Raw genomic sequence first — 24,792 nt, 5'->3', positions numbered from 1 at the left:
TCACATCATTCTGCCAACAAATTCTTCTTTGTTTTTGCGGCTACAAACGGATTTGCCGGCGGTCGATGCGCTCGGTATGATTGGATCAACGTCAACCGTCGTGAATAGCGACATCCCACTACAGCAAACCGGGGAACCATGGGGCGCGCCGAATTCGGCAGCTTGAGCAATTTGGCCACCACAACGACTTCCGTGCCGACTCGCTGAACCCCAACGTTCGTCGACAACGATCTCCAAATGTCTTTTCCAAGTTTTGACACAATTGCAGCAACCCTCGGTCCGTCTCGACTTGCGGATTGCTTTTCCGTCGCATTTGACGATCGATACAGTTACGAAACTCTAACATCTCCCTCGGAAGGCATCCCGCGAGAATTCATCCTCGTACACAACGTTCACACCACCACTGGGTTTCTCGGAGGAGGTGGAATTCACGGGCTGCTTGGACTTGATTGTCGGGAAAGGTACCCTCAACAACTTACCGAACTAGGATTCCCTGATTTGGCGAAAGAGATTGAACGGTACCTAATCAGCCATGAATCCATCCCGCACGAGGAAGTGAACGAACTTGAACGCCGACTATTCAAACTGAGTAATGACATTCAGTCCTCCGTGGGAAATTACATTCAAGAACGCGGATCCGAGTTCTCTGAGTTGTTGCCTTATGTGCGTCGCACGTTGGGCTACCTGGAAGTATTCGATTCAGAAGGCTATGATAAAAGAATTAACGAAATCCTCGCTGAACAGAGACAGACTCGCGCGTTCATTGATCAGCATCGTGCCGCAAGATCTGAAGAGCGGAGCACCAAGTTCTGCACCGGAGGCCGGCTTGCGAGTTTGCTTGAAATGGTAAAATCGTTTGTCCGTCCCCGGTGACCCCCGCCGTTCTGCTACAACCGTGGCATACACGTAGGATTTAGCGTATGAGCGCCGAGACTAACACCTCACAAACTCCGGTGCCCCGGAGATTTCGATTTTCAATCGGTACGCTGTTGCTCTGGATTGCGATCGGCGCGCTCACAATGAATACCATAATCATGAGTCGCCAGGTCACGCAGTTGAAGCAAGAGCTAACATCGCAGCAGCCGCTATCTCCCAAGGAAGTTGCCCGTCAATTCGAGAAGAGCACGACGCTCGGACCGATTACTACCACAGTGAAAGACGTTCGCTACTCGTCCGAAGCTGATGCATACAGAGTCAACTTCTCATGGGCTGATTCGGCAAGTGGCAAAACTTGGCACTCGGATCTTCGGCTTAACCATGACGGATTCGGTGTTTACTCCGGTCAAATCCGGAATGGTCCGTTCATTCAACCACTAGGATACAAGGAGGCATTCCCGATTGCCGTTGAAAGACCGTCGTCTTTTGATAACTAGCGGACCAGGAGAACCAGAAGCCGACGAACCATGCCGTGAACGTGCGGACTGGCAAGGTCTTGAAGACAAGCGGGAGTGAGGAGTTGGGAGTGATTGCCGGGGGCCCGGTTCAGGCTGATACGTTGTGATCGCACATGTTGGGGAAGAGTGGACACAAGACAGGAAGATTGGAAATACGGAGCAGCCAGTGCCCCCCTTTTTCTCTGCCTTCCTATTTTTGCCAACATGTTTTTGCCTGTAATTGGTCATCAGAGAACGTAGCGTTTTATTGGGCTCGTGGTCGTCAATTCGCGTCGTCGGTTGGACAGTGCGTCGATCGCTGTCGCCGCTATCACGGCTACGGTGGTGTCGACGTGCCCGAAACCTCACGCTTACGTGTTTTGACGTTGCGAGTATTTCACAACCCGAAGCGTCAGCGAGGGAATCTCGATCTTGACGCGGTCCCTCGCTGACGCTTCGGGTTATGATTTGCTGGAAAAAACGACAATAGTGCAACTTCAAAACTTACGCGTCGGGTTACATGCTGCCGCCGCTACCGCGACTAATTCGAGTTGTTGGTCGCGATGCATTGGTACCTTTGCAAGATCTGTCCTGCGGCACTCATTCGCGATGATTGGCGTGATTCGCGGGCAACCGTTTGGGTGCATTATTCGCCACGAATCACGCGAATTTCCGCGAATCCGAGTGCTCGTGGTGTGGACTTGATCGCGATTGAAGAATGCGAACTGATCTGAGGTGAGAGGTGACGACGGGGAGCCGGATGCGTCGGCGGCGTCTTGTATCAATGAAAAAGGCGGTTCTGAGAACGCTCGGTGATCCATCGGACTATGCGCAATCGGACAGGGATCAAAGATTGTGACGCCTCAAGAAAAAATCTGTGGCAAACCGTGAACACAAAGCGTATCCTAACATCCGAGAGACACCGTTCTAGTGGCCCGGAGCGACCGTCGTTCTGCCATCAAGGATACGCATGCATTTCGTCAAGCCAACATTTCGACTTCGCACGATGTTGATCGCAATAGCGATGATTGCGATTGGATTGGGTTTTTGGACAATGCGACGTGATGCGAAGCGACTTGCCGCAAAACACCACTATGCATCGATGGATGCAGGATACCGTGCCGTACGCGTTCACGCTCCGTTTGATCCGAGTTGGATGACTCAATGGCGTTCGACACACAGCCTTCCGCCAGGGTTACGGATCGATAGGGATTGCATAAATGCAGCGGCGCCGTTGTGGCAGGAGTCTTTTGGCCACCGATTATTGGCCGACTACTATTTGCAGGTTGCAAACAGGCCCTGGAGAATGATGTTTCCTGAACCAAAGCCATCGGTACTTACATTTCCCACTGAGACGGATGACATAGCAATATGGTGGTCACAGACAATCGATCCCTATATAGAGAGGAACGGGCTCGATCATCCGTATGGCTACGGCGAGTGGACCGTGCTGGAACATCACGCTTACATCCAAAATGGGGCGATCGATCTCCAACTCCCATGGGGCAAGCTTCGCGCGATCATGCCGGTCAACGAATAGGCAGAACAAAGCGATGAACTCCTAGCCGCTGATCGTGTAGTTTGCCAATGGAGAGCGTTCTCCGGCGACCGCGTAATCACCGCCGTTCTCCGACTGGAGATGATGACTAGATGGCAATCGTGTCGGCGATTCAAACGGTCTTCATGCGTGATGGAAACGGCGCTAGTTTCCCAGCGTTCCCTGTTGAGGCAACCGTCAAATCGCTGTCGCAAATGCTTACGTGGTTGATCGAATGGCAGAATGATTAGGTGGCAGAATAATTGGCGCGCGCTGATTTATCATTTTGCCTCACATCATTCTGCCAACAAATTTCTTCTTTGTTTTTGCGGCTACAAACGGATTTGCCGGCGGTCGTTGCGCTCGTTATGATTGGGTGTACCTCAACCCTCAACCGTGGTGAATAGCGATATCCCACTACAGCAAACCGGGGAACCATGGGGGCGCCGAATTCGGCAGCTTGAGCAATTTGGCCACCACAACGACTTCCGTGCCGACTCGCTGAACCCCAACGATATGTGGCAACTAGTTGATGACACTCCTCGATCGATTTAGGTCTGGTGATTGCGAGCAAGTCTGGCGACTGATCGTCGATGAACGCCGGCCAGCGGACGACCCGGAAGCCGTTGAGGTCGCGCAGGAGACCGTCCGCCGCGCGAGAGACAACCTTCGCACCATCTATGAGAGACTTATCGAGCTGAGCTACGCGTTTGCGGAGCCGGACGATGCTTTTGTCACCACGACTCCGGAAGAAGCTGCTGAGGAGATTTCAGCGGTTGAGATGCATTACGGGCCACTGCCTGGGCTGGCGCGGATTTGGTACTCGCATATCCACTCCGTGAACTTCACGCAAACTGAAACGCAGGGCAGGGATCCCGATCACGACCTTCGGAATCTGGGAATGAATCCGCAGGCAATCTATCTTCCATTAAGCAGGTGTCAGAAATGGGGGCTGGAAAATCATGCGCAGTACGTCGAGTGGTACAAGAAGATGAAGTCGACTGAGCTGGACGGCTTTGACACCATCGACTACCTCAATCGGTGTTGTAAAACGCCGGATGAATCGGCTCGGTTCCTTCCTCTCGGCAGCTGCGCGTCGAACAACGAAAACAAAGGATTCACGCTCCCGTGCGACATGGTGGATGCGGAGTTCTTCAATGATGGCGAAGTCACCCACTTCAACGAAGATCTTCGTTACGTGATCATGTCCGGTTGTTTCCCAGGACTGGGCTCAATATTTTATCGTGAGAACGCGCCGGAATTTATGAGATTTGGGCATCCTGATCCAGAGTCACTGAGGGCGTATCTCACAAGCAACCTGCAGCCACTTTGAGGCACATATTCGCCACTCAAACTGACGCTGACACAAAGCGAATTTCCTGCGATGCTTTCGCGGGCCTTGATCTCATGGAGGAACTATTGCAATGCGCAAGTTTCAGCAGAAGAAACGGGGTCAAGAAGAAACGGGGTCAGGACTCTTTTCCGGCTCTGAGGCGACCGTTAGGCTGGTGAAATGCTTAGACCTAAACGTGCGGACGAGCAAGAGGCGATTTACCATACCTTGAATCGAGGCAATTCGCCGCTGGACCATCTTTAACAAAGCTGACAACGATGAGGCATTCGAAAACATCTTGTCCAAGGGACTGCAGACCTATCCCTGCCGCATCTTGGCCTACCTATTGACTACCAAGCCTTGGCACCTGGTGGTACAACCCAGTGAGCACGGAGGGATGAGCAATTTCTTGCGGTGAGTCACGCTCACCGTCCGCGTTCAAAACATCACATCGCAGACCATTCCCATAGGTGGAGCCGCGGCCTTTGTAAGCCGCTGACCGATCCGCTCGATGGTCCGGTTGAACTCGCACGTTTCGTTCGCGATGCGACAATGGTGCTATGGTCGATTCACCGAGCCCCCCTAGGACAGTCAACTTTGGTAGAATCGATCGCACGTTGCCTCGACCTCGAATCCAAGCCCTGCTCCCGCGGAAGAACTAAGAAACAAGTCCCGATACTGAGCAAAAATTCCTGCCACCTTTTTTGTTCCTTTTTTTAGTTGACACCTTTTTTTTAAACCCAACCGAAACGATTAGCCGGCCTGCGATTTGATCCCTCAACGTATGCGCCAGCCCCGAATCGCTTCGATGTGCTCCCAGCAAACAAATGGGTTGATATGGAGCCGCCTTCTAACTTTGTCTCGGGAGTGAATCAATGCGAACAGAACCGGAATGGTCCGATCAGCTCTTACCGCTACTCTTGGATTGCTTTCCGACAGCCGAGCGTGTGGTGGTCACACTTGTTGATGATTCCGGTGAACCATCGGAGCAATGTGCGAGGGTGCGAGCCCAAGGCAACCAGTTGATTCGCCCCTCAATCAGCCTGGATCTGGTCCGTAAGGTCTTGGATTCTGGCGCGCCATTGTTGTCATTGGATACACCGCCCGATGATCGTCCCGGGATGCGATCCCCTTTCGCCGAGAGACCCATTCAATCAGTGCTCTATGCCCCGATGTTCAATAGAGACGGGAGACCCATTGGTGTGATTCAAGTGGACGCCGCGCCGAAGGAAGACGTGTTCACCGCAAGCGATCTGGAATTCTTACTCACTATCGCAAGCTTCGTCGAGGTGGTGATCGGGGCCATGGACCCGCGATTCGATAGCCATTCGAAATTGGCTGTCCTGCTCGACGAACATTGCGTTGCTCAGCAGAAACCTAAGATCGAAGGGTTTCGGTTCAGCCAGTGGATCAGCCCATGCGGAATAACGACGGGCAACCTGCTGGATTTAATTCCACTCTCTGAAGATAGGCTGACCTTGATTATTGCCGATTTCATTGGGAATGGGCTTGTCGCTGCGACGAAAAAGATTGTTCTTCGTGCCCTCATCCGATCCTGTCTCGGGCAGGAGCCAGATCTGGGAAATGCGATAGAACTTCTGAACGATCGCCTGTGTCGATCAAACTTCGAAGGTTTCGCCACTCTCTTGGTCATCGTGATGTCACGACGCAGCGGTGATGTTTCTGTCATCAATGCCGGGCATCAATCACCGCTTGTCCACCGAGTCGACGGCGATGCCAAGGAAGACGTGTCTCTGGACGATGAATCCGGTTTGCCGCTTGGGATCGATGAGGGGATGGATTACGCGGAGACCAAGTTGCACCTCCAGTGTGGTGACCGTATCGCAGTCTTCACTTCAGGGGTTTCTGAAGCAGAAAATCTCCAAGGCAATGCATTCGGCGTCGAACCGATTCATCAATTGCTGGCCTCGTCGGAGGATGTGGACGTCATTCGTGATCGAATAAAAGACTCTGTGTCCAACCATCTCGGAACCGGCCGGCAACAAGACGACATCACGCTGGTCGTGATTCAGCGAGTGCAGGATGCTTGATTCTCGGATGCAGGCATGCCATCTTTCACAAAGCTGACGACGATGAGGCATTCGAAAAAATCTTGTCCGAGGGACTGCAGATCATTTCCTGCCGAATCGTGGTCTACCAGATGATGCCGGGATGTGCGATTTATTTTTTGAGGATCTGGACGCTGATCTGGATCGAGTCTAAACACGTCTCCATTGGCTCCCCTCTCCCCACAAATTCGGAGAGAAACGCTTGGCGATCGGAACCAAACCCAATCCGAATTCACAGGGGGGAGGGGAGCCAGGAAATCAGGGTTTCGATTCGCCCAACAAATCCGTCAGTGATAGATCGCACGTCCCCCGACGTCGGACCATTCATTCGCGAGTCTCTCGTAGTGAATCTTGCTAAAGATCCCTGCCCTCGGATTTTTGACAAACCCCGTGACGCCCGTTTTATCCGAATCCCCTTGACGCTGCATCTACGGACGTCGGAGCAAGTGCAATGTATTTCTTATGATTCTAACGAGGGCTGAATAAATGTAGGGTGGGTCAAGTTCGCGAGGTGACTGGTGGGTCGTCGCAAAACCGACAAACTCCACTCAACAACTGATTTTGATTCAAAGTTCAATCGCGAACGCCGCCCCACCAGACACATGGTTTTGTTTGCCCCACCCTACATCAACTGGCAATGTCGGCTAACCAGTTGATGCCCATCATTGGCATCTAGTGCGGCAACCCAGTGAGCAAGGAGGGATGAGCGATTTCTTGCGGTGGGTCACGCTCACACACACTATCCGTTACCACGCCCACTATCACACTGCGGAAGAAGGACATGTGTAACAAGCTCGCTTCTAGAGTTTTCCTGTTCTGGACAGTGATCACTTCCTATTCCTGTGTCGCTACGATGAACGAAATGCGAAACGAGCAAGACTGGTTGAGAAGACAGAAGATTGGCGGTCACTGTATCGCTGGTCCCAAACCAGTGAACCTCTGCCAAGGTTACTGTCACAATGGCCGATCCCGCGCTCGCCGAATTGGCATAGGCGAGTCAACGAAGCACTCGACGACAAGGAACTCGATCAAGTCTGATGGTCGATCCGCCTAGCCCCCCGCTGGGACAGTGAACTTGAGTAGAATCGATCGCACGTCGCCTCGACCTCGAATCCACGCTCCACCCCCATGGGAGCCCCAAGAAACTAGTCCCGATACCGATAAAAGAGTTCAGACACATTTTTTTAATGCGTCAAAGGCGTGCTGTCCCCTTCTGACAGTTGACACCCTTATACAGTGGTCAAAACGAGTCCTGTCACCTTTTCTAAGTCTTTTCTCTAGACACTAAAGCGGCGAGATAAGCCGCTCGCGGTTCGCGGTAGGTAGATATTCAGCGAGTCGCCTACTATAGTGTTGCCGAAATCTCATGCGCGACTTCTTTCATCTTCTCTCGTCGCCGTCACCCCCCGTTCATATATTGGGCACTTCGAATGTTGAAGCAGTTCTTTTCAAGATCATCACAGCGTAAATCGACTCGTAAATCGCGTAACCGTCGATCGCTAGACCGTTCGCTGAGAGGCGAAGTGCTGGAATCGCGTCGCGTCCTCGCAGGCATTCCGTTGTATGCGGCTTTTGCCAACGATCTGACTGAAGTCCACGGATCGTCGATTGATGAGGTTGGTAACCAATATGTGTACGGGCAAGTTCATGATGGTGCGACAGATTTTGATGGCAACGCGGTGACGGCATCGCCGGGAGGTGACATCTTTGTGGCCAAACTGGACCCTCAAGGTGTTCAGGATTTCTTTGCGACCGCCGGCGGTATCGGCAATAGCGGAAAGGGCAGTGCCGACAGCATATTTGACGTTCACGCCGATGCCAACGGAGACATTTACGTTGTCGGTACGGTCGCGGCTGACATAGAGATTATCGACTTTGATGGAAATTCCTACCTCGGCTCGGGCACTCGCGAAAGCGATTTGTTTGCCGCAAAACTCGATGGCAGTGGCGTTCAACAGTATTTCAAATTAGCAGGTGGTGATTCGAGCGATTCTATTCGAGCGGTCCACTTCGATGTTGACGGGACAGTGAACATCGCCGGCTCGATCGATCAGGACTCCGATCAAGAAACAAATCTGACGGACTTTGCTGGTAACAGTCTCGCAGAGCCAACAAATTCAGCAGCATATGTAGCCAGCATCGCAAGCGACGGGAGCCAAGCATTCTTTGAAACCGCTATCAATCTTAATCCCCAGGACATGCAAGTCGTCAACGGAACCACTTACGTCTACAGTAGTGCATTCAGACAGTTCGAAGATTTCGACGGCAACACGTTCGGTGATGCGTCGGCACGAGAATTGCAACTTTCGGTGGCGGCGATCGACAGCGCAGGCAACCAACAGTATTTACGATCCATGCCAGCCGCAGGTACGAATGTCGGCCCGTTTCAGGTAGATGTCGCGGGCAACGTTACCATCTCTGGCCGAACTCCGTTTGTAGATCCAATCACCGATTTTGATGGCAACGCTGTCGTTGTTTCGACTAACAGTATCTTCGCTGCATCGCTTGATGTTGCGGGAAATCAACGGTTCCATGTCACAGCGACTGGTGGCAGTTCGACTTGGATTCGAGATATTGAAACCGATTCGAGCGGGAACGTATTTCTGTTTGGTCGCACTCCAACCGGCGAGACAACCGTTGACTTTGCGGGCAATTCGGTAACTGGCAATGGAGATATCGATGCGTTTGTTGCCAAACTGGACGCCAGTGGCGTACAGCAACTATTCGAAACTTTTGGCGGCAACGCGTTCGATGGAATTCAACAAGCACACGTAGATGCGTTGGGCAATATCACGTTGATCGGGAGTACCTCTTCGTCCACCATATCGGACTTCAACGGGGCGAGCATCAGTACTCCGGGAGTCAACAACCTCGTTATCTCACGCCTGGACAGCACTGGCAATCAAGTTTACTTCTCGGTTGCCGGAGGCTCGAGTATTAATTTCTGGGATGGCTTGCAGGTGGACGAAGACGGCAAAGCGTACACGTCGGGACTATTTCAAGGATTAAACGATCCGATCCAGAACTTTGACGGAACGATGTTGCCCAGCACCCGCAATGGCGTCTCATTCGTGGCAAAATTTGCGGAAACAGGCGAGATAGAGTATTTCTACATGGATGGCGATTCGCCGGGCACTGCTCTGAGATCGATTGCAATTGGTCAGCAAGGTACGTTCTATGTCGCTGGCGAGTTTAGAGCTGGCACAATCGATTTCGGTGGTAACTTAGTATCCAATGACGTCAGCTTTGCGGTTAGCATCGCGGAACACCGATCGCCACTTGTGACCCCAGATGCGGATCTGATTTATGAAGATGATCCCATTGGCACTGTTAGCGGCAATGTTCTAACAAATGATGCGGACCCAGAAGGCGTACCTTTGACTGTCGCGGCGGTTCAAGGAGATCCAGCTGCCGTGGGCGACACGATCAGCATGACATACGGCAGTGTCTCCATTGGCTCCGACGGCAGTTACCTGTACACATTGGCCAATGCTCAATCCAACGTGCAATCGCTTGCTGACGGTGAGACGGTAACAGAGCTGATCACCTACGCAGCGACAGACGGTCAATTCGCGTCAACTTCAGATCTGACGATCAAAGTCGTAGGTCGCAACGACGCACCGACTGCAAATGCGGACACGTTCACAGTCGACGAAAATAGTCCAAACATGACAATTGTGGGGTCGGTCGATGCAAGCGATGTCGATAACGGAAATTCGATCGCCTACTCAATTGTGGGCGGCAATATCGGCGGTGCGTTTGTTATCGATAGTGGGACCGGCAAGATCACGGTTGCAAACTCATCGGCACTCGATTTCGATACGAATCCATCCTTCAACTTGATCATTCAAGTCCAAGATGACCTAGAGGCCATCGGCGCGGCAACCGTAACAATCAACTTGAATAATCTTCCGGATGATTTGCCCGTTCCAGATCAAATCGATGGTACCGTTGATGATGTGCAGGATCTTTTAGACGAGGGGACGCTGAGCAAGGGCGAGGCCAAACCCGTGATCAACCACTTGAAGCAAGCGTTGAAACATTACAACAAGGGTAAGGACGCAAAAGCGATATCGAAACTGGCACAATCCCGTGATGAAATCGAAGACTTGATCAATTCTGGAGATCTAGCTCAGACAGTCGGTGATGAATTGCTCATCCAAATCGACAATGTGATCAACGATATCCTCGAGGGCAATTAATTGTATCGAATGCGAAATGCGGTCACCGGCTAATTCCCGGTTAAACTTTGAACATAACCAATAGCGCAGTTCTGTTAACGCAGTTCTGCGTTTTTTTTATGCGCTATTGAAGTGAGATGAACAGATCGGGACGTGCGGACGAGAAAGAGGCGATTTACCATGCCTTGAATCGGTGCAATAGGCCCTGGACCATTTTTCACAAAGCCACCGACTACGAGGCATTCGAAAACATCTTGTCCAAGGGACTGCAGATCTTTCCATGGCAAATCGTGGCCAACCAGTCGACGCCCAATCATCGGCACTTGGTGTTGTAACCCAGTGAGCACGGAGGGATGAGGCATTTCTTGCGGTGGGTCACGCTCACGCACACTATCCTTTACCACGCTCACTATCACACTGGGGAAGAAGGACATGTGTACCAAGCTCGCTTCAAGTGTTTTCCTGTTCTGGACGACGACCACTTCCTCGTCCTCTGTCGCTACGTTGAATGAAATGCGAAACGAGCAGCGCTGATTGAAAAGGCAGAAGATTGGCGTTGAGGGTCGCTGTATCGCTGGTCCCAAACCAGTGAACCTCTACCAAGGTTACTGTCACCATGGCCGATCCCGCGCTTGCCGAATTGGCATAGGCGAGTCAACGAAGCACTCGACGACAAGGCACTCGATCAAATCCGCTGGTCGATTCGCCGAGCCCCCCGCTAGGAAATTCAACTTGGGTAGAATCGATCACACGTCGCCTCGTCCTCGAATCCTTGCTCCGCCCCCGCGGAGGACCCAAGAAACAAGTCCAAATACCGAGAAAAGAGTCCTGACACCTTTTTTAAACCTCTGACACCTTTTTTAAACCTGACACCTTTTTTAAACCCCGAATGGCAAAATGATTAGGTGGCAGAATAATTGGCGCGCGATGATTTATCATTTTGCCCCACATCATTCTGCCAACAAATTTCTTCTTTGTTTTTGCGGCTACAACCGGATTTGCCGGCGGTCGTTGCGCTCGTTATGATTGGGGGTACGTCAACCGTCGTGAATAGCGACATCCCACTACAGCAAACCGAGGAACCATGGGGCGCGCCGAAGTCGGCAGTTTGAGCAATTTGGCCACCACAACGACTTCCGTGCCGACTCGCTGAACCCCAACGTTCGTTGGATTGAGAGTGATACCGATTGCAATTGTTGACTCAAATCCGTACGAGCCGCCAGAAAGTAGCGAGAGTGACGCCCTCCCCACGCGGGCAAGGCTGTTCGTGGGGCGACTCCGTGCGGTCTTCTATGTCCATCTTTTCACTGTCGTCTTGGGCACGTTCGTTGTCCGTAACGATGCTATCTTATCAATTCCCTACTTGGAACTGTTCATCGTCTTGCCGTTGGTATTGACGATCCTGGCTTGTCCAATTGCCATCATGATCGTGGTAGCGTTCACGAAACCTCGCTCCCTAACCGCCGGGTGTTTTGCGATTACGGCAGACTTGATTCTGTCATTGGTTCAATACTTCCAATGGATACCGACAATACAGTAAATACTCGAGCTCCACAGCCGTGTTTGGCGCGTGACGGTATTCAACCACATCGCATTTCAATACAAACTGCCTGGTTTATACGGCAAGCTCTCAAAAGTGTTTGCATGGGGGTTGCTCTGCACCGGGACGCTCTGTATTGGGACGGTGGTTCTTTGTTTCCAAGGTTAGCGCGACGGTCCAGCGACGTCGGGCTTGCGAGGTTTTACAAATGGACGATCAAATTCCCCGACCCCGTGGTGAGGGACGTTATCCGACGGAGCGCGGACATAGCTACTGCCGACAACATCCGACCAATCCACACTAGGCGAACACTCCGGACGGACGCTGTTTGCCATTAAAGGACAGGCAACGCAAAGTGCAAATATCGATTCGTACACTGCTTGCAGTCGTAGCCGTGCTCGCAATTTGCGTTGCGGGTGCTCTAAACGGCCCACCGATCGCTTGGATTGCCGCGACGCTTCTCGGCGCCATGTTTGTAATGCAGGCAATCAATGCCGCCATCGGGAATGGCAACCGGCGATGTTTCGCAATCGGACTGCTGATTCCATCAGTCGTATACCTACTGCTGACGTTCGTCGTTGGAGAACATGAATATGCGATCTCAAATGGACGCTTGCCAACGACACAATTGTTTCAGTCTATTGCAAAGTCAAAATACAGTGGCAAGACTATGAAACTGAACGATTTCTCAGACGAACTTCGTGATGTTCGTGATACGATGCCGCTCGGGCACCTCTTTGTTGCTATGACGCTCGGGATTGTCGGCGGTTACTATGCGTTGTGGATTTGCCGCCGAGACAGGGCAGACGGCGGATGACACGCGGTTGCATCAGCGTAGCGGTGGCGGCCGACCAAGCAATGGTTGAGTCGCTCGCCACCGCCCACTGAACCGAACCGTTCTTGCTGTCCGTCAATGCGGGGCCGATTGCCAAGTTCCGTTTCGGTCGCTCAATCGCTTGCCGCTGCCAATGAACGCAGAGCGGACCTCCAAAGAAAAGCCATTGGTGTGCGATTAGCGAAGATCAGTGTTCTCTCTTGCTGGAACACGAATAAACACTCATCGTTGCGTGGTTTGGCCAACGCCCGACTTCCAACGCAGTCGATGCGCCAGTCGAAGATCGCCGACTCGTGAATCTGCTTAGTCAATTGTTGCTCGGTCCGGCTTCGGGCAGTATCCTAGGCGCGGAATTGATTCGAATGGCGAATCGTCCGCCGAACAAGCCCAATCAAAGAACCAACGGGTGAACCAAAGTTGCCGCGCTGACGTTAAAGAAATGGTTCATCGTCGGCAGTAACTTGGTTAACCTAAACGTTCCGGCAAGATGCAACGCTCTTGAGGATAGAAGGCAATGGGAAAAGGTAGAACAATTGCATTTGGCGTTGCAGCGGGAGGTGTGCTGGGCATTCTAGCCGGCATCGCGTCACCTGAAACGCGATCCCAACACCCGTCAATTGCGATTCCGACGATTGTGATGATGACTGTAAGTGGAGCAATTGGCGGAGCCATGCTGGGATTCGCCTACACGTTTCTTCATCGCACTAGCGAAGAACGCGAGCATAGCAGTAACGCAAGTCAAAAACGGCTGTCCGCGATCGCGGATAATTTCGGTTGTATCATCGGTGGCATCGCTGGATTGGCATTAGGATTGATACTGGTCAATTTCCTCCCAGAGACGAGGCGTCCTGGTAAAGTCATAGGCATTGTAATGTTACTCGGCGCAGGTTTAGGCAAATGGCTGTCACCTACTGCATCGTCGAGGTTTTGCTCAGGATGCGGTCACCGTTTCCCAGATGATGATACAGAGCAATGCGTCAATTGCGGAGCTCTTTCTGACCTAGACGTTTAATTGACAATCTTTACGCCAGAACCAAGCGATGAACCGAAGTCGCGGTAGCCTGGCGTTTTGAGAATCGAACGTCCGGAGTTGACCGAGGCTTTGGGCAACTTCTCATTTGTCGCCATAACGTAACGATGCTCGAGACATTTGACGGTCAGCCACGAATCTCACCAATGGACACGAATGGCGTGCAGCTCCCAGATTCGTGTTCATTGGTGAGATTCGTGGCTTGTCCCCGAGTGCGTTCGCGGCCGATGATCACTCGGCCCTTCGCTGGTCAGCTATATTAAATCGTTGGCGTCGATTGAACTGCTTAGTTTTCCGCCGCTTCACCCAAACATGTGCAGAACCAAAGGTTGAACTAAAGTTGCCGCTCTGACGTTGCAGAAGTGGTTCAACTTGGACGGCAACTTGATTAACCCAAACGTTACCCGGCTGAAAACTTTCTTGACACTGTCGCTCTACTCGAAACGGAACGCCTAATGCGTGCTGCGAAATTTGCAAAAAACGGATTGCTTGCCGGATTGTTGGCTGGACTCGTCCTCGGTACTTTTATCGCCCTTGTAGAGAAGACGACACCCTTTGATTTCGTGCTTATCGCGTTCATCATGATGCCGATGATGGGCCTAGGCGTTGCACTGATTGCCCATTTCGCCACGCGGACTAAGCTGCGCGACCTGCCAGACGACTACGTTCATCCGATAACCATTGAGGAGTCTGTCGCTTCTGAACTCGGCACTGGCGCCGGCGGTGGCTTCTTTCTCATGGCTGTTGCTGCTGTATTGTTTGTCGGGGGCATAATAGCCGCGAATCGCATCTACTTTTATCCCCCCGTAATGTTCGTGGTCGGATTGCTCTGGGTTTTTAAGGCGGGGTACAAAGGTTCGGAAACTGGCGATGTCTCTGGTGACGCGTCTCCTCAGCAATTGAACGATCGAAACCATCCGGACGGATAACCATAGAATTGTATGGAAGTGGCGGTGGCCGTGTATATCGAAGTGGATGATCAACTCCCGCCACCGTGTGAATTCCAACGTTATCCGAATGAAATGTTTGAGTTTCGAACCAGCGAATTCAAACAATGCGAGGTCAAGCGGTCGGCAAGTCAAATGGGACCACCGATTCACACAGATGAACACGGATCCTTCGATCGGGAATCTGTGTCCATCCGCATTCATCGGTGGTAGCCTGAGCGACCGGAAGTCGAAAGTTTCAGCAAACCTGCGGTGCCATTGCTGTGTGTGCGACGAGCCTTAGTTCAAACCGTTTTGATCTCTCGGACGCCGCGCGGTACACTTGGCCCATCGCTTGCCAGTGTAATGGTCGGCGTCCCTTGGCAAACGATGTCGGGGAACCCTCAAATGCACGGCAGATCCGGAAGTTCACAACTAAGCAGATAGGCAGGAATGATTAGGGGAAATTCCATTAGCCGCTTGGGCGCTAGCGACCGGTTGTTCGCAGTGCCGTGAACGTTTTTCGTGCTGCAAATTACGGTATTTGCGTTTCGTAGCTACGCTCGCCAGAGCGTGGATTGTTGGCGCGCAAATGCGAATCACCACCTTCTGGTGAAGGTAGCTACCAGAAAATCGTTCACGGCGTTACGGTTGTTCGTGGGAAACCGTGGCTAGCGCCAAAACGGCTAATATACCGAAAGACTTCTGCCTATCTGCTTAGCCCGTTACATCATCATCATCCGCTGGATCGGCGTGATCCGGGACGTTCGCCGACGATGTCCGTTACAGGGCGTGAGAATGGGGTCTAAAGAACTTCCGTTTCCCGTGTTGATATTCGCATGGCCTTGAGATGCCTTCAATTTGCAAAATTCGCAAGCGCACGGCGTTGCTGCTTTGTTTCCTCGCCGTATTTGGGCTTGGAATTGCAGCCGAACGCTACCGGCAATACCTGCGCACCAATGTTGGCGACCTGTCGGTTCAACGAACGGACACTCAAATTGCTTTGGCCATCGACGGGGACTCTTTTGCGGGCTGGCACGCGCCCGTGACGTTGCGCGCGGGACCTCATCATTTTCAGGCAACATGGCGAGAGTTTCAGCTCGAGACAACGATCAATGTGAAACGTGGCGACAAAGCTCCGCTGAAGCGGGTTAAATACTCCTTGCACAACGGCCAGTTGCAGGTTGAACACAATGGGCAATTAGTTGACGTTGTTCCACGACCCGAGACTGAGGTTTTCGCGATCCAAACAGCGTCTGGAAAGTTTTGGCACACGGCCGATGGTGGCGAAATTGCCCTGCGACTCCCCCGAGAACTTGGTGACACTGAACGGTATACGATCCATTGGCTTCGGCCTGATCACAGCGAAGCGTTCATTCAATCGAGCAATGGTCGATTTGTGACAAACACGTCTGGCCCGTTCGATACGTCGCAAGGTTTTTTGAGTCTCTCTGACGGAAAGGGCTGGCCACCCGTATTTAAAATCACTGGCGTGAAAGACAGCGATTCTTGGATACAATTCGCCACCGGGCGGCACTTCGTGGATGTTGACTCTGATCCGAATTGGGCACGAACCACTGGCTACGAGCAGTTTGCGTCGCCGCACTTCCTGGCGAAGGTCACTGGTGAATCCGGCATTACCAAACCAGTGCCACCGCCACCCGCGATCACTGTCGCGCAACCGGCTTCGAGTGCCCCATCGGTTCGTCGGCTGAAGGGACACACGAATGTGATTCACGCAGTCGTATTCACCCCGGATGGTAGACACATTATCAGTGGCAGTTCGGATGGGACGATTCGATTCTGGAACGTACAGAGTGGAAAGCAGGTCGATACGATCCGAACCCATCGCCCAGCCATGTCGCTTGCAGTTTCCAGCGACGGGAACTACCTGACATGCGGCATGACCGACGCAGTCGTCAAAACCTGGAAGCTGAAACACCAGCCAAAGATTGTCCATCACGATGAACGTATTCTGTCACGTGACTACAGTGGTGATGTACTGTCGATCGCCTTCTCGCCCGACGGCACGAAAGTCGCGGCGGGCGGCAACCGCCAGCAACACACGCGAATTTGGAATCTACTCGCGCCCGACGAACGGTGTAAGTCCTCAACAATCAACGGCCCCGTGACATCACTGGTATGGTCGCGTTCTGGTGAACGAGTGTTGCTATGCGAAGAGGATACAAGTTCCTTACGTTGGTTTCCCAAAAGCAGCAACAGGTCCGCGAAAAGACCATACGACCCAAGGTCGGGGAAGCTGCTTATTCGATCAGCTGACGGTCCGATGGTGGTTGTCGGGGGCGAGGTGCTAGATGCGGAAACGATGGAAGTCATCCACACGTTTCAACAGCGACGCGGCACGCGGGCTGTGTCAGCGCAGTTATTGGATAGCAAAAACCTACTTGTAACTGCAGACGTGATCATCAATGCAACCCACGAACTACGACCCGATGAGTTCGTGACCACATGGGATTTGAACACAGGCCAGCCACTTGCGGTTTTGCGGGATCATGTTGGGCAAGCAGGAAATGTCGCGATCTCACCCAACGGTGACTACGTTGCGTATGGCAATGGCATCGACGACACCAATGCGACTTACACGCAACAGCCCACCGGCGATTACGATCTTCGTGTATGGAAAATAAGTAACGACGTACCATCGATTGAACCGACGCCGTCCAACTGAATGGTTAATCAAACTTGTCGGCCCAGTTAATCTGATCGGATAATCGAGTCATTCTGACGCCAGATCAATGACTTTCCGACAATACGTTTATTATTCGCACGCCATCTCTGGTTTGCACCGCGTATAGCAGCTATACAGAGAAGCCAACCAAACTCGGGCTTGTAGGAAACTGGATGTGCCCAACAAGATCAACGAAACCACTTTGACTGGCGCTACCTCGCGGTTGAGCATCCAGCATTTGATGCTCTGGACGACTTGTACCGCTGTCTTGTTGGCGGGCCACGACGCACTTGACATATTTCGCGATTACCCAGAAGAGATTCAGGGGAGCAAGCGTTTTTGGCAGTCCCTGTACGTTATTCCCGAAGGTGCCGTCGTCGCCGGCCTCGTTGTGTTGTTCTCACGAACGCTTCGTGGTGTTTCCCCGTTGCTTTTGCATCCCGGCTATTTGCTCGTGTTGGTCCAGGGGTTGATCGCCATTCTCGGACCGATTGCCACCGGTGACACTCTTGGCTCGATCGCAGTCAGCAGTATCGCTATCGCAATTTATATTGTTGCCCTCTGTATAACGCGTTTCCCAAAAGTCTGGACCGTTTATTTCATCGCGGCGATCGTCCAGTGGTCGTGTGACTTGTTGGCGCAGCTTGCGATTCACGAAATTGTCCATCAATATTCGGGCGAGAACAGTTGGCATACATTTCTTGAGCTGCTCAGTATTGACGGCCTCGTCTACGTTATGGTGTTAAGATACTTTGCTATCGCCGCAGGTTGTCTTTTGCTTCTAACAACCGTAGCCTTGGAATGGCGAGCAAAAACCTCGAGGGACTGGCTCCACACCGTCGGCGTCATAGTAGTGATCAGTGGCAGCCTTGACGAGCTCATGTACGCCGTCAGCTTTGTCTTTGTCAAAGTGTTCGGTGCTTGATGTTTCGAAAGCAGCCCGTCGTGAGACCGCCCAACTCCGCACAATCGCAGAGCTTGGCATCCTTACCGAACCTCCTCATTCGTCTCGCAACGATCCAACATCTGCCAGACTGAATCCCATGCATGGCCCGCGTGGTGTCGCAACCAGCGGTGACGGCCGCGGGAAACCGTTGAATGCAAATCGAGATATAAATCGATCAGTGTACGCCACTTAGGCAATGCGATTGGCTGGACAAGTGCTTGGCGGATCAAGTTCGTTTCCTCATTGCTACGCGGATGAACTCAGTGCGACCCGAATGAGAACACGCTCTCAACGACGAGACTTTAGCGTTTGGCTAACAACCATTGGCTCGAATGACTCACCTGATTTGACGAACCCAAACGTTGTGGTAGCAACTTCTTCAATGGTGACGTTGTTGTTCTGAACCTGCTGGTATTCCTTCATCACTAGCAAATTCTCGGCTTCATTCGGGATCGCTAACAAAACGAACTGAGGTTCGTCACTAAACACACTGTCCGGCAACATGGCGAACAATTCTTCACCACCTGCCAGTATCAACCATCGTTCCAAACGCTCTTTATCATCAAGTTCACAAAACAGGGACGATGTTGAGTCCCAGCGCTGAATGCGTGCCGGATCATCCCAAACGCAGACAACAAGTGCTTCTAGTGACTCTAGTTGCTGCGATGCGGTCACAACATCGCTCGACATCGCAAATTTCCAGCGTTTAATGCGCGGACGTATTTCCTCGCTATTTCGCGAACTAACATAACTTCCACCACCGCCAAATCGTTTTGCGGACTGCTTGTCCCACTCTACACCCGACTGCCGTATGTCATCACGATACTCCAACGCGATCTCACGCCACACCGCTGCGTACAATGAAACTTGACCGTTTTCACGATCCAGAACCGACACTTTCCGATTGCTCGTTTTTGCAGCGCGCTCCCATGGCATACGTCCCGCAAAATATGCTGCAACCACTAGGGCAACAATGAGTATCCCTTTGATGCTAACTTGAAACCATGACTTATTCATGCGACAATCATCCACGCTGCTGTTCTCGAATGCAAGCCTTTACGACGTGACAAAAACGGGGAACCCGGCCATGCACCGGCACCCGGCGTGCGTGAATTTTGGCGAGTAAAAACCAGCCGTCCGTGCCCGCTGATGGCCAACGTTAACCGACTGAGACGCTTCAATAAATCCACGAGGACACCACGACTATGACTGACAGCCCGAACCCACCCGTACCTGCTCGCGATAGCGAGGGCCAGCTCCTCGATGTCGCACCGCCCCTAAATGCTGAGGGGACAAGCGGGCAATCTGGGAACGCAATCCTCGTCGTCGGGATTTTGGTTTGCCTTTTCGGATTCTATGGAATCACAAAATATGCCCTTGGATTCCTCTTCCCTCAGTCCCCAGCTTTCTTCGTGCTGATGCTTGCGTTTATCGCAATGTACGCACTCGTCGTTACGGCAGGAGCTGGATTAGTTACGATCGCCCAACGCGTAAAGGAAGGGCATCCATCGCCATACTCTAAGCTTCTTGGAATGCGAGTTGTCTTGCCACTGATCGGTGCATTTGTTTTGTGGGTCATTGCATATATGGCGATTGTACCCTCACTTCGCTAAAGACGAAGGCGCGAGCTTGGGTTCACCGCGTAGCCAATTGCTCACACAAACGGCGAACCATGCTATGAACGTGCGGACTGGAAATGGTTTGAAGAGAAGCGGGAGTGAGGAGTGAGGAGTGAGGAGTGAGGAGTGAGGAGTTGGGAGTTGGGAGTTGGGAGTTGGGAGCTGCTTGCTCAAAGGGAAGGCGATTGTGTCCGCTGGCGCTCCCGGCGCAGGGTGAAATGTCGTACTCGCACGTGTTGGGCCAAGGCGTTTGCCAGACAGAAAGATTGGAAAGACGGAGAAGTGAGTACTCTATTTTTCTTGCTTCATATTCCTGTCAATCATTTTCCTGTTTGTTGTTTATCAACGGGCGACGTAACATTCTATTTGGCTCGTGGCCGTCAATCCGTGTGGTCGGTTTAACAGTGCGTCAATTGCTGTCGCCGCTATCGCGGCTTATTGTGACGTCGCCGTGCCCGAAACCCAACGCTTACACGGGGAGGCTAAATGCTGCCAACGCTATCGCGGCTATTGATCGTCGTTGATTGCCTTGCATTTTGTTCCTCGGCAATTCCGTCATGCGCCGCTCATTCGCGATAATTTGCGTGATTCGCGGGCAAACGGTTAGCGGCAATATTGCGCAACGAATCAGCCGAATTTCCACGAATCCCAATGCTCGTGCCGCGGACTCTATCGCAATGGGCAGTGCGGGGTGACATCAGGTGAGAAGTGTCGACTTGAGAGCCGGCGGCGTCCGCTGACATTGCCGTCGGCGGCTTTGAATCCATTCGCTGATTTATTGGGCTGTGATGAATTGGACAAGGATCAAATATTGTGACACCCCAAGAAGAAATCTGTGGCAAACCGTGAACACTGGGCGTATCCTAAAATCCGAGAGACACCGTACTACTCGCCCGAATGACGCGAGCCGACCGGTTTTTCAACTGAAAATCGTTCGCCGCAACTTGGTGGACACCCCCGTTATCCCAATGAGGATCGCTACTCGAGAGCACCTGCAAATGCTGGCTGCAACACAATGACAATACGCATTCTGTTGATTGCAACCTTCTTAATGGCGATCGCTTTCTCACTACTCCGCTGGAACTGGGGAATAGCTGCGTTCGTAACTGCCTGCGTTCCTCTCGCACTCTACTTTTTGTGCGCAAAAACTCGACCTAGCTCTCATTTACTGCGATTCCCAATACTTGCACTTTCGCTGTTCCTAATCTACGTATTCTCGTTTGGGCCCTACATGGCTCAAGTGGAATCTGCCTACGGACTGGGCGACGCGCCCCCGATTGTTGATGCAGTTACGCGAACACTGTATGCTCCCCATTGGTCATTTCTCGAAGGGACGCAAGATTACGAGCACGACTATCCCCACATCAGTACGGTTCTTGTTTTCTTCGACGCGTATGAAAACGAATGGATTTGTCTCGGGGGTGATCTTGGCGTATTTTTCCGTGCATTGCATACGGTCGGTAGATAGACGGGATAAACACGTCGAATGCAAGCGAGTCGCCGCGCCGCTTTTTACAACAATGGTAGATCACTCGCGGCGACCGCGTGATCGCGACCGTAACCCGACTGAAATCCTTGCTTTCCTACCGCAAAATTACCGTTGTCACTCTGCTGATTCTGTTCGGCTGGCTTGCGTTTGTTGCAATGCAATATGCTCGGCATCGAATTCATATGCGCATTATCGCACGTGAGCTGTACATGGAATATCGGGCATTCCATATTGTAGCTGATCCACTTGAAACTCTAACATCAATTGATGGCGAGGAACGCTTGCTCGTGGTTGGCGAATCCAGCGAGAACTTCCTCCTCTGTAGCATCGTTCGGAATCCGCTTTACAATGACTTTCGAGGGCAATGGAAAGTCGACCTAGTTTTTCGTCCTGACCGTCAACCTGAACATCCCAGGCTGCCAATATGGGAACCGCTTGATCACTTCCCCACAGAATTAGAATTGAATCGATTTCGATCGCGCGCACTGAAAGAACCTTGGGTCACCTGGGACCGGCCCGAGGGCACCGACCCTGGAACCGGCGAATAACTAAGCTATGAACCGGCGCCGGGTTCGCGAGGTTTTTCCGGATGGACAATCAAAAATCTCGGCATGGTGACGGCGGACATCGTCGGATAGAAAAACAAAGGACCTTTCGTGACGGCAACGAACGACACCGCGGCGGCCGAAGCCAACGTAACCGCGAAGCCGAAGGTCGTCTCGGCGGCTAAGCAATACGATGATGACCGTCCGGCGTTGAACGAGGCTTTGGCCAACTTTTCATTTGTCGCCAAACCGCACTCAATGGTTGCGTGGTCGAAGGTCGGCCACGAATCTCACGAATGGACACGAATGGCGTGCAGTTCCCAGATTCGTGTTCATTCGTGCGATTCGTGGCTTGTCCCCTGGTGCGAGCATGGCCGACGACCGCTCGGCACTTTAATGGTCAGCTATATTAAAGCGTTGGCGTCGATTGAACTGCTCAGTTTTCGGCGATTCACCCAACCATGTGCGGAACCATTGGGTTGTTACGGAGCATGGCTTGCGTTCAGTTTCGCAATGGAAAATTAAACATCCCAACCTGAAAACCCTACCGTTATCCCTCTTGATGTATGAAACCAGAAACCGCGATAGCACATTACAAGCTAGGCAAGCTTTCAAGCGAAGAAATCGTAAAGCTGGCTAACTCATGGCTTGAGCAAGGACTGTTCACGGATTCCATCAATCTCATTGCAATGGAAACAAATCCGATCATGTCTGACGTTGGCCCAACGCTGGAGAAAGCCATTACCGAGCTTGACATGCCCATACCTACAAAGGTTGAAGCTGCCAAAATTGCTGCAAAAGACATCATTGAAAGAATGGTGTCCGGTAAAATAGATTTAATGGAAGGTGCGACTTTTCTGTACCTCGACATCCATAGAGAAGTTACTGATGACTTGCCTGACGGAACGTATGTCGGTACTAATTTAGGATTGGAACATATCTTTTGCTGGCTTAGAGAGGTTTGGGATTGCCGTGATGGATCACGCCTTTTGTATTACAGCGATCTGCCCAGAGAACAAGCCAAACAGAAGTTCTTGGAGCATCTAAGAGAAGAATCGAAGAAGTGGCTTGCAAACCACACATAACAACCGTATGCACCCGCGCGGTAGATCGGGCGACTTTTGAAAGTAGAGGTTCTCGGCCGTCGCCGGGTTACCCTGGTGAACCTTCGACTGAATCCGGTATCACATTTTTTCACTTACCGATGTTGTTCCACGGTAGATTCTTCCGCGAGCCGATCCAATGAGCGAACCTCCCAAAACTACACCCACGAGCATTGGACTGAACGGGGCTTCGGTCGGGGGAATTATTGGGATTACTGTCTGGCAAATTCTATCCTGGAACTTCCTCAACCTCGGCTTTGTCACGGGACTGTTGGCCTTGACTGCTTTTATGGGCGTTTGCATGTTACTCGGGGTGGTGATCGAACGCTTAATTTCAAGACGCTGATTTAGAATGCTGCTTGTCGCAACTCGGTAGCTGCCAGTTGTATCCTCCGCCGAGACAAGTTCGGACGGAAGAATCGTTCACAATCCTGAAGCTCTTGTGGCGTTGGCTTGTGGGTATGCGGGCCGATGGATGGCGATCTTAGTCGCAGGTTCCCGAAGTGCAGACTGAGACGTTGTGCTCTCGCGTGTTGGGAGACAATGGATCCAAGACAGAAAGATTAATGCGACCGAAAAATTGGAAACACAGATCTTCTAATGCCTTATCTACCTCCATTTTCCTACCAAATCATTTTTGCCGGTGTGGTTGATCATCAGGGGACGTAACGTTTTCTTGGGCTCGTGGTCGTCAATTCGCGTTGTAGGTTGGACAGCACGTCGATCGCTGTCGCCGCTACCGCGGCTATGGTGGTGTCAACGTGTCAGAAACCCCACGCTTACGCGTTTTTAAGTTGCTGTTTTTGTGCCGGAGGCACTTTATGGGATAGCCTTGGACCATAGTCCAAGGTTATCGGTTCTGAAATTGGTACGCAGTCGCGGAGCGACGTTCTGTGGCGAACGATTAAGTCACAAAACGTCCCGCTGGGACTCGATTGATATTGGCGAAAATCCCTCGGACTAAAGTCCGAGGCTATCGAAATATGTCGCTCCGCGACAGCAAATAGCGCAACTTCAAAACTTACGCGTGGGGCTATATGCTGCCGCCACTACCGCGGCTACTGAACGTCGTTGATTCGCTTGCATTTTATCTCTTGGCAATTCCGTTATGCGGAGTTCTTCGGTGATCCATTTGACTGTAATGATTTTTACAAGGATCAAATACTGTGGCACCCCACGGTGAAATCTGTGCAAACCGCGAACACAAATCGTATCCTAACATCCGAGAGACACTGTTCTACTCGCCCGAAGCCGGACTTGTCAGGTTTTACAAATGGAACATCAACCTTCCCAGCTCGGTGATGTTTAACGTTCCGCCATTGAAATTACACATTCCGAATCGTTGCTTTGACAACCAATCCATGCTCGTCAGCGAAGGCCGAAAACGGCCTCGCAACACCGTCGGTTGCATTTGATGTCGTTGCGCAGCTCAAATGTCCTGCTATTGCGATCATCTTTCTGGCCATCAACAACTTGGGATTCGAACTGGCTTGGCTCGCAAAATTTCTTCGGTGACCGTAATACTATGATTGAACTCGAAGACGTTGCAGGCGCCCGATGGATGTACGTCGTCACAC

21 protein-coding genes are annotated in these 24,792 nt (G+C 51.9%); 19 read left to right on the top strand and 2 right to left on the bottom strand.

All coding sequences use genetic code 11. The features are described from left to right. Positions 1–237: 237 nt before the first annotated feature. The 14 genes from SH528x_RS14840 to SH528x_RS14775 all read left to right on the top strand — a co-directional run bounded on the left by SH528x_RS14840 (position 238) and on the right by SH528x_RS14775 (position 18,438). Entirely contained in the window at positions 238–873 is a 636-nt protein-coding gene (locus SH528x_RS14840) for a hypothetical protein (protein WP_442511298.1), read from the top strand. A 47-nt stretch (positions 874–920) separates the two neighbouring features. Continuing rightward, positions 921–1,373: a hypothetical protein gene (locus SH528x_RS14835; protein ID WP_442511297.1), complete on the top strand. Its 453-nt coding sequence runs from the start codon at positions 921–923 to the stop codon at positions 1,371–1,373. Positions 1,374–1,936: 563 nt separating this feature from the next. Beyond that, positions 1,937–2,107, top strand: coding sequence for a hypothetical protein (locus tag SH528x_RS14830; RefSeq protein ID WP_442511296.1), 171 nt, complete (start codon positions 1,937–1,939; stop codon positions 2,105–2,107). 236 nt (positions 2,108–2,343) lie between these two features. Continuing rightward, positions 2,344–2,913, top strand: coding sequence for a hypothetical protein (locus SH528x_RS14825; RefSeq protein ID WP_442511295.1), 570 nt, complete (start codon positions 2,344–2,346; stop codon positions 2,911–2,913). A gap of 110 nt (positions 2,914–3,023) precedes the next feature. Next, positions 3,024–3,161 (top strand): hypothetical protein, encoded by a 138-nt coding sequence (locus SH528x_RS14820; protein ID WP_442511294.1) that lies wholly within the window; start codon positions 3,024–3,026, stop codon positions 3,159–3,161. A gap of 281 nt (positions 3,162–3,442) precedes the next feature. Then, positions 3,443–4,243, top strand: a complete 801-nt coding sequence (locus SH528x_RS14815) for a hypothetical protein (protein WP_442511293.1) — start codon at positions 3,443–3,445, stop codon at positions 4,241–4,243. An 875-nt stretch (positions 4,244–5,118) separates the two neighbouring features. Next, positions 5,119–6,294 (top strand): PP2C family protein-serine/threonine phosphatase, encoded by a 1,176-nt coding sequence (locus SH528x_RS14810; RefSeq protein ID WP_442511292.1) that lies wholly within the window; start codon positions 5,119–5,121, stop codon positions 6,292–6,294. A 1,448-nt stretch (positions 6,295–7,742) separates the two neighbouring features. Continuing rightward, the gene (locus tag SH528x_RS14805) at positions 7,743–10,514 is read left to right on the top strand and encodes a VCBS domain-containing protein (protein WP_442511291.1); all 2,772 of its coding nucleotides are present in this window, start codon (positions 7,743–7,745) and stop codon (positions 10,512–10,514) included. Positions 10,515–10,630: 116 nt separating this feature from the next. Beyond that, complete coding sequence (locus SH528x_RS14800; RefSeq protein ID WP_442511290.1) at positions 10,631–10,828, top strand: hypothetical protein; 198 nt, start codon at positions 10,631–10,633, stop codon at positions 10,826–10,828. 842 nt (positions 10,829–11,670) lie between these two features. Further along, positions 11,671–12,033 carry a hypothetical protein gene (locus tag SH528x_RS14795; protein ID WP_442511289.1) on the top strand — a complete coding sequence of 121 codons (363 nt, stop codon included), beginning with the start codon at positions 11,671–11,673 and terminating at the stop codon, positions 12,031–12,033. 355 nt (positions 12,034–12,388) lie between these two features. Further along, a complete protein-coding gene (locus tag SH528x_RS14790; RefSeq protein ID WP_442511288.1) occupies positions 12,389–12,850 on the top strand; it encodes a hypothetical protein in 462 nt (153 codons plus the stop codon). 1,503 nt (positions 12,851–14,353) lie between these two features. Continuing rightward, positions 14,354–14,827: a hypothetical protein gene (locus tag SH528x_RS14785; protein ID WP_442511287.1), complete on the top strand. Its 474-nt coding sequence runs from the start codon at positions 14,354–14,356 to the stop codon at positions 14,825–14,827. A gap of 847 nt (positions 14,828–15,674) precedes the next feature. Continuing rightward, positions 15,675–17,513: a WD40 repeat domain-containing protein gene (locus tag SH528x_RS14780; protein WP_442511286.1), complete on the top strand. Its 1,839-nt coding sequence runs from the start codon at positions 15,675–15,677 to the stop codon at positions 17,511–17,513. 175 nt (positions 17,514–17,688) lie between these two features. Beyond that, positions 17,689–18,438: a hypothetical protein gene (locus tag SH528x_RS14775; protein WP_442511285.1), complete on the top strand. Its 750-nt coding sequence runs from the start codon at positions 17,689–17,691 to the stop codon at positions 18,436–18,438. A gap of 309 nt (positions 18,439–18,747) precedes the next feature. Here the strand turns inward: SH528x_RS14775 and SH528x_RS14770 are convergent, their stop codons facing one another. Further along, positions 18,748–19,476 carry a hypothetical protein gene (locus tag SH528x_RS14770; protein ID WP_442511284.1) on the bottom strand — a complete coding sequence of 243 codons (729 nt, stop codon included), beginning with the start codon at positions 19,474–19,476 and terminating at the stop codon, positions 18,748–18,750. A gap of 188 nt (positions 19,477–19,664) precedes the next feature. Between SH528x_RS14770 and SH528x_RS14765 the strand changes: the two genes are divergently transcribed. Then, positions 19,665–20,072 (top strand): hypothetical protein, encoded by a 408-nt coding sequence (locus SH528x_RS14765; protein ID WP_442511283.1) that lies wholly within the window; start codon positions 19,665–19,667, stop codon positions 20,070–20,072. A gap of 1,021 nt (positions 20,073–21,093) precedes the next feature. Next, complete coding sequence (locus tag SH528x_RS14760) at positions 21,094–21,546, top strand: hypothetical protein (protein WP_442511282.1); 453 nt, start codon at positions 21,094–21,096, stop codon at positions 21,544–21,546. A gap of 44 nt (positions 21,547–21,590) precedes the next feature. Here SH528x_RS14760 and SH528x_RS14755 read toward each other — a convergent pair whose 3' ends face one another. Next, positions 21,591–21,740, bottom strand: a complete 150-nt coding sequence (locus SH528x_RS14755) for a hypothetical protein (protein ID WP_442511281.1) — start codon at positions 21,738–21,740, stop codon at positions 21,591–21,593. Between the two features lie 483 nt (positions 21,741–22,223). On the opposite strand from SH528x_RS14755, the gene SH528x_RS14750 reads away from it, so the two are divergent. The 3 genes from SH528x_RS14750 to SH528x_RS14740 all read left to right on the top strand — a co-directional run bounded on the left by SH528x_RS14750 (position 22,224) and on the right by SH528x_RS14740 (position 24,630). Further along, positions 22,224–22,637 (top strand): hypothetical protein, encoded by a 414-nt coding sequence (locus tag SH528x_RS14750; protein WP_442511280.1) that lies wholly within the window; start codon positions 22,224–22,226, stop codon positions 22,635–22,637. A 41-nt stretch (positions 22,638–22,678) separates the two neighbouring features. Then, positions 22,679–23,197 carry a hypothetical protein gene (locus SH528x_RS14745; protein WP_442511279.1) on the top strand — a complete coding sequence of 173 codons (519 nt, stop codon included), beginning with the start codon at positions 22,679–22,681 and terminating at the stop codon, positions 23,195–23,197. A 1,184-nt stretch (positions 23,198–24,381) separates the two neighbouring features. Then, positions 24,382–24,630 carry a hypothetical protein gene (locus tag SH528x_RS14740; protein WP_442511278.1) on the top strand — a complete coding sequence of 83 codons (249 nt, stop codon included), beginning with the start codon at positions 24,382–24,384 and terminating at the stop codon, positions 24,628–24,630. Positions 24,631–24,792: the final 162 nt, after the last annotated feature.

It is taken from the genome of Novipirellula methanifontis, assembly GCF_052161655.1.
Lineage (GTDB): Bacteria > Planctomycetota > Planctomycetia > Pirellulales > Pirellulaceae > Novipirellula.
This window is presented reverse-complemented; position numbering and strand designations above follow the sequence as displayed.